Source organism: Phenylobacterium sp. (genome assembly GCF_031181185.1).
In the GTDB taxonomy this organism is placed as follows: Bacteria; Pseudomonadota; Alphaproteobacteria; order Caulobacterales; family Caulobacteraceae; genus Phenylobacterium.
Map to the genome: position 1 here is coordinate 1 of NZ_JAPSKZ010000200.1, position 6,201 is coordinate 6,201.

Annotated in this window: 5 protein-coding genes; 2 read left to right on the forward strand and 3 right to left on the reverse strand. The window is 71.4% G+C overall.

Annotation, left to right across the window (positions count from 1 at the left end):
• Window positions 1-208 precede the first annotated feature (208 nt).
• Window positions 209-1,906 (forward strand): DNA repair protein RecN, encoded by a 1,698-nt coding sequence (gene recN / locus RIF93_RS17775; protein WP_309092785.1) that lies wholly within the window; start codon window positions 209-211, stop codon window positions 1,904-1,906.
• A 33-nt stretch (window positions 1,907-1,939) separates the two neighbouring features.
• Entirely contained in the window at window positions 1,940-4,021 is a 2,082-nt protein-coding gene (ligA, locus tag RIF93_RS17780) for an NAD-dependent DNA ligase LigA (protein WP_309092786.1), read from the forward strand.
• Here ligA and RIF93_RS17785 read toward each other — a convergent pair.
• From RIF93_RS17785 to RIF93_RS17795, 3 genes are all read right to left on the reverse strand, one after another.
• A complete protein-coding gene (locus tag RIF93_RS17785) occupies window positions 4,018-5,004 on the reverse strand; it encodes an HWE histidine kinase domain-containing protein (RefSeq protein WP_309092787.1) in 987 nt (328 codons plus the stop codon). The two genes, ligA and RIF93_RS17785, sit on opposite strands and share 4 nt — an antisense overlap.
• Before the next feature lie 30 nt (window positions 5,005-5,034).
• Entirely contained in the window at window positions 5,035-5,508 is a 474-nt protein-coding gene (locus RIF93_RS17790; protein ID WP_309092788.1) for a nuclear transport factor 2 family protein, read from the reverse strand.
• 24 nt (window positions 5,509-5,532) lie between these two features.
• On the reverse strand, window positions 5,533-6,201 hold a 669-nt coding region (locus RIF93_RS17795), incomplete at its 5' end, for a M24B family metallopeptidase (protein ID WP_309092789.1).

The window sequence follows — 6,201 nt, forward strand, 5'->3', positions numbered from 1 at the left end:
CCTTCGGTTCCGCGGTCGAGCCGGAGAGCGGCGGCAAGAAGGGTCTGCTGCGCCTGCCGTTCCGCAAGGACAAGCGCGACACCATCAAACCGCCCGCGGCCCCGCCGGCGCCCGCCACCGCCACTGACGCGGCGGCGACCACGCCCGCGGAACCGAAGGCGAACTGAGCCCTTTCCGGGCGACCTGATTCCATACGATCCTGCGCACGATGTTGATCGGCCTGCAGATCCGCGATGTCGTGCTGATCGAGGCCCTGGACCTGTCGATCGGGCCGGGGCTCACCGCGCTTACGGGTGAGACCGGCGCGGGCAAGTCGATCATCCTGGACGCCCTGGGGCTGGCCACCGGCATGCGCGCGGACTCCGGCCTCGTACGCCGCGGCGCCTCCCAGGCCGTCGCCACCGCCGTGTTCGCGCCGGCGCCCGACCATCCCGTCTGGAACGTGCTGGAAGAGAAGGGCCTGGCCTACGGCCGCGATGAGGACCTGGTCCTGCGCCGGGCGCTTTCGGCCGACGGCCGCAGCCGCGCCTTCGTCAACGACCAGGCCACCGGCGTCGGCGTGCTGAAGGAGTTGGGCGAGGTCCTGCTCGAGGTGCACGGCCAGCACGAGACCGTCGGCCTGTTGGACGCCCGCACCCACCGCCCGATGCTGGACGCGTTCGGCGGCCTGGAGCCATTGACGGCCGACGTCGCCGCGCGCTTCCGCGACTGGCGGGCCGCCCGCGACGCCGTCGAGACCCTGCGTGACGACGTCGCTCGCGCCGCCGCCGAGACCGAGGAGCTGACCTTCCGCCTGTCCGAGCTTGATCGGTTGGACCCGCGGGAAGGGGAGGAGGCCGAGCTAGCCGAAGAGCGGGCGCTGCTCGGCTCGGCCGAGAAGGCGCTGGCCGACATCGCCGCCGCGCGCGAGGTGTTCGACGGCTTGTCCGCGAAGGTGGCCTCGGCCGTCCGCGCCCTGGAGCGGGCCCGGGAGCGGGCGCTCGCCGCCGGCGCGGCCGCCGACGGAGCTGCCGTCGCACGCGTGGCGCAGGCGTCCGAGGCCCTGGACCGGGTGCTGATCGAAGCCGGCGAGGCGGAAGCCGCCATCGACGCCGCCGCCGCCGCCTTCGACTTCGAGCCCGACCGGCTGGAGAGGGCGGAGGAGCGGCTGTTCGACCTGCGCGGCCTCGCCCGCAAGCTGAACTGCGCCGTCGAGGAGCTGCCGTTCCTTCGCGTACGCTTCGCCGAGCGCCTGCGAGCTGTGGAGTCCTCCGAGGATTCCCTGAGGGCCGCCGAGGCCGCTCTGAAGGCGGCCCGGGAGGACTACGCCGCCGCCGCCGGCCGGCTGACCGAGGCGCGTCGCGAGGCGGGCGAGCGGCTGGCGCGGTCGGTGATGGAGGAGCTCGTCCCGCTCAAACTGGAGAAGGCGCGCTTCCGCGTCGCTGTCGATCCGCTGCCCGAGGATCGCGCCGGCCCGACCGGCCTGGACCGGGTGGCCTTCGAAGTCTCCACCAATCCTGGCGCGCCGTTCGGCGACCTGGGCAGCATCGCCTCGGGCGGCGAGCTGGCGCGCTTCGCCCTGGCGTTGAAGGCGTCCCTTGCCGGCCGCGCGTCGGGCCCGCAGCCGCTGATGATCTTCGACGAGGTGGACCAGGGCGTGGGCGGAGCCGTAGCCGACGCCGTAGGCCTGCGCCTGAAGAAGCTGGCCTCCAAAGCCCAGGTGCTGGTCGTCACCCACAGCCCGCAGGTCGCCGCGCGCGCCGAGGCGCACTGGCGCATCTCGAAGGCCGGCGACGCCGAACGCACCCGCACGGCGGTCGAGGTGCTCTCGCCCGCCGACCGCGAGGAGGAGATCGCCCGCATGCTCGCCGGCGCCCAGATCACAGACGCCGCCCGCGCCGCGGCCAGGGCGCTGATCGGGGCCTGACGAGCGCCGGCGGGCAGGCTAGACCTTCGGCTGATGAAGCCCGTCGAATCCCTGACTGAAGCCGAAGCCGTCGAGGAGCTGACCAGGCTCGCCGACGAGATCGCCGCGCACGACATCCGCTACCATCAGGACGACGCGCCCACGATCTCGGACGCGGAGTACGACGCCCTGCGCCGGCGCAACGCCGAGCTCGAGGCCCGTTTCCCGCACCTCGTCCGCGAGAATTCGCCGTCGTTGCGCGTCGGGGCCGCCCGCTCGGAGCAGTTCGCCCCGGTCGAGCACGGCGTGCCGATGCTGTCGCTGGACAATGCGTTCTCGGACGAGGACGCCCTGGAGTTCGACGCCCGGGTGAAACGCTTCCTGCGGCTGGAGGAGGAGGTCTTCTACACGGCCGAGCCCAAGATCGACGGCCTGTCATGCTCGATCCGCTACGAGAAGGGCCGGCTGGTCCAGGCCGCCACGCGTGGCGACGGACGGGTGGGCGAGGACGTCACCGCGAACGTCCGCACCCTGAAGGAAATTCCCGAGCGGCTGGCGGGCGACGGCTGGCCCGATGTCATCGAGATCCGCGGCGAGGTCTACCTCGGCCATGAGGAGTTCGCCGCCCTGAACGCCGCCGCCGAGGCGGCCGGCCAGAAGATCTATGCGAACCCGCGCAACGCTGCGGCCGGATCGCTCCGCCAGATCGACCCGAAGATCACCGCCCAGCGGCCGCTGCGGTTCTTCGCCTATGCCTGGGGCCACGCCAGCGCCCCGTTCGCCGACACCCAGTGGGAGGCGCTCCAGAAGCTGAAGGCGTGGGGATTCCAGGTGACGCCGCAGTCCCGGTGCGTGAAGGGGGCCGAGGGCCTGCTCCAAGCCTACCAGGCGATGGAAGCCGAGCGGCCGCACCTGGGCTTCGACATCGACGGCGTGGTCTACAAGGTGGATCGCCTGGACTGGCAGCAGCGGCTGGGCTTCGTCTCGCGCGCGCCGCGCTGGGGGATCGCGCGGAAGTTCCCGGCCGAGCAGGCCCGCACGGTGCTGGAGGCCATCGACATCCAGGTGGGCCGCACCGGGGCCCTGACGCCTGTGGCGCGCCTGACGCCGGTCACGGTGGGTGGCGTGGTCGTCACCAATGCCACGCTGCACAACGCCGCCGAGATCGAGCGACTGGACGTGCGCGTCGGCGACACCGTGATCCTGCAGCGGGCCGGCGACGTGATCCCGCAGATCCTGGGCGTCGTCCCCGATGAGCGGCCAACCGACGCGCAGCCCTATGCCTTCCCGCACGTCTGCCCGTGCCCGCTGCACACCGAGGTGGTGCGCGAGACGACCGCGTCGGGGGCCGAGACCGTCGTGCGCCGCTGTTCGGGCGAGTTCGCCTGTCCGTTCCAGAAGCTCGCCCACCTGCGCCACTTCGTGTCACGCCGCGCCTTCGACATCGAGGGGCTGGGCGAGAAGCAGCTGGTGCTGTTCAGCGAGAAGGGCTGGCTCAACTCTCCGGCCGACATCTTCCGCCTGCACGACAAGCGCGACGAGCTACTGTCGCTGGAGCGGTTCGGCGAGACCAGCGTGCGCAACCTGCTGGAGGGCATCGAGGCCCGCCGGACGATCAGCCTGGACCGCTTCATCTACGGCCTGGGCATCCGCCACATCGGCGAGACCACGGCGGTCGTGATGGCCCGCGGCTATGGCACGGTGGACGCCTTCCTCGAAGCCATGGACAGGGTCGCCGCCCGCGACCCCGAGGCCGTCCAGGAGCTGGACGACATGGACCAGATCGGCGGCGCCGTCATCGAGGCGGCCGCGTCCTTCTTCGCCGAGGACCACAACCGCGCGATGGTCCAGGACCTGAAGGGCCAGCTGTCGGTGCAGGACGCCGAGAAGCCCAAGACCGACACCGCGGTGGCCGGCAAGACGGTGGTCTTCACCGGCTCACTCGAACGCATGACCCGCGACGAGGCCAAGGCGCAGGCCGAGCGCCTGGGCGCCAAGGTCTCGGGCTCGGTGTCCAAGAAGACCGACCTTGTCGTCGCAGGCCCCGGCGCCGGCTCGAAGTTGAAGACCGCGACCGAGCTCGGCATCCAGGTGATGACCGAGGATGAGTGGCTGGCCCTCGTCGCCGGCGGCTAGAGCGGCGCGCGGATAACGCAGCGGACGCCCGTAGGCTCGAACAGCACGTGGACCTCGCCGCGAAGTTCGGCGGCCAGGCCGCGCTCCAGCAGCCGTGAACCGAAGCCGCGACGGGTCGGCTCGGAGACCGGCGGCCCGCCGCTCTCAACCCACTGCACGTCGAGCAGCCGTTGGGGATGGCCGGTCGCCTGCCACGTCAGGCGAACCTGCCCGCTCGGCGTGCTGAGCGCGCCGTACTTCAGCGCATTCGTGCCCAGCTCGTGGAAGGCCATGGAGAGCGCGAGCGCCGTCTTTGGCGGCAGGCGCAGGTCCGGGCCCACCAAGCGCATGCGCTCGAACGCGTTGTCTAGGGCGCGGAGGACGCCGTCCGCGATGTCGGCGACGCTGACGCCCTCCCACTGTTCCCGGGTCAGGATGTCGTGGGCGGCTGCAAGCGCGGTGATCCGCTGCACGAAGGCCTCGCGCGCCGCGTGAGGGCTCTCGGTCCCGCGCAGCGTCTGGACCGCGATCGCCTGGACGGTGGCGAGGTTGTTCTTCACGCGGTGGTTCAGTTCGAGCACCATCAGCTTGAGGTGCTCTTCGGCCTCGCGGGTGCGCTTCTGGGCCTCGAACCGCTCGGTGACGTCCCTCAGCGCCACGGTCACGCCGCCGGCTCGCAAGGGCCCGATCCGCAGCTCCACCGTCCGGCCGGGACGGAACGCCGACGGAGCTTCCATCTGGGAAACCTGGCCGTGGCTCATGGCCCGCTCGCAAAGGCCCCCGAACTCGGTGTTGCGGCCAGCGGGCCAGATCTCCCACATGGACCGGCCCAGCACCTGGTCGCGACGAAGGCCGAAGAACTCCTCGGCGGCGCGGTTGAAGACCACCAGCCGCCAGTCGCGATCGACGGCGTAAAAGGCGTCGCTGACGCTCTCGATCAGGTCGTCGAGGCGTTCACCGGGCGAGGCGGCGGCGTCGTGGTTCTCGGGCGTCTCGTCGGTCACCCCTGGCGCTCCCCCCCAGATCCACAGGGTTCAGCGCGGCCTGGAGGCCTTCAGTTCCTCGCAGCCCTGGGGCTCCTGGGTCCACATCAGGTGGGCGATCTTCCAGGTCCCATCGACCTTGACCATGTCGAAGACATCGATCCCGCAGTGGGTGGTCTTGCCCGCGAGCTGGAACTCGTAGGGGGCCCACACCATCGCGATGGGCCCGCGTCGCATCACCTTGGGGTCCCACATGCGTTCGGAAAGGCCGGCTTGGCTCTTCGTCATCTCGACGAACGCCGCGCCCGAGCGGCGGCTCAAGGCCGACTTGCCGTCCGCCTGGACGCGTTGGGCGGTCAGCATGGCGTCGGGAAGCAGGGTCGCCTCCATCGCCGCGGCGTCCTGGGCGCCCAGGCCGTCGAAGAAGCGCTGGACCTGCGCCAGGATCGCCGTCTCCTCGGCGTCGGCCGCGAGCGCGGGGGTGGCGAGGCCGAGCGCCAGGGCCGTGGCGAGAAGCGTCTTCATCGATCCCCCCGGAAGGTGCGCGCCTCAGACGGGCGCGGTGACCTCATCCAGCCACGCCCGGACCTCGCCGTCCAGCAGGGGCCCCACGGTTTCGCGGACGCGGGCGTGATAGGCGTTGAACTGTTCGCGCTCTTCCGTGGTCAGCATCTCGGCCACGACTAGCCGCCGGTCGATCGGCGCCAGGGTCAGGGTCTCGAAGCCGTGCATCGGCCGCTCGCCGCCCGGGACCTGTTCGGCCTGGGTCACGAACTGCAGGTTCTCGATGCGGATGCCGTAGGCGCCTTCCTTATAGTAGCCGGGCTCGTTCGAGACGATCATGCCGGGCCGCAGCGCGACGGTGTTCGGCGCCTTGGCGATGCGCTGTGGCCCCTCGTGGACGCCGAGATAGCTGCCGACGCCGTGGCCGGTGCCGTGGTCGTAGTCGAGACCGGCCTGCCAGAGCGGCATGCGGGCCAGCGCGTCCAGCTGGCTGCCGGTGGTGCCGACGGGGAAGCGGACCCGAGCCAGGGCCAGGTGCCCCTTCAGCACGAGGGTGAAGCGCTCGCACATCTCGCGCGTCGGCTCGCCGATGGCGACGGTGCGGGTCACGTCGGTGGTGCCGTCGAGGTACTGGGCGCCGGAGTCCACCAGCAGCAGCGAACCCTTCTCGGCCCGCTTGTTCAGCCGCTCGGTCGGCCGGTAGTGGACGATCGC

Coding starts and splice junctions, on each gene's coding strand:
- recN (WP_309092785.1), top strand. CDS start 209: ATGTTGATCGGCCTGCAGATCCGCGATGTCGTGCTGATCGAGGCCCTG.
- ligA (WP_309092786.1), top strand. CDS start 1,940: ATGAAGCCCGTCGAATCCCTGACTGAAGCCGAAGCCGTCGAGGAGCTG.
- RIF93_RS17790 (WP_309092788.1), bottom strand. CDS start 5,508: ATGAAGACGCTTCTCGCCACGGCCCTGGCGCTCGGCCTCGCCACCCCC.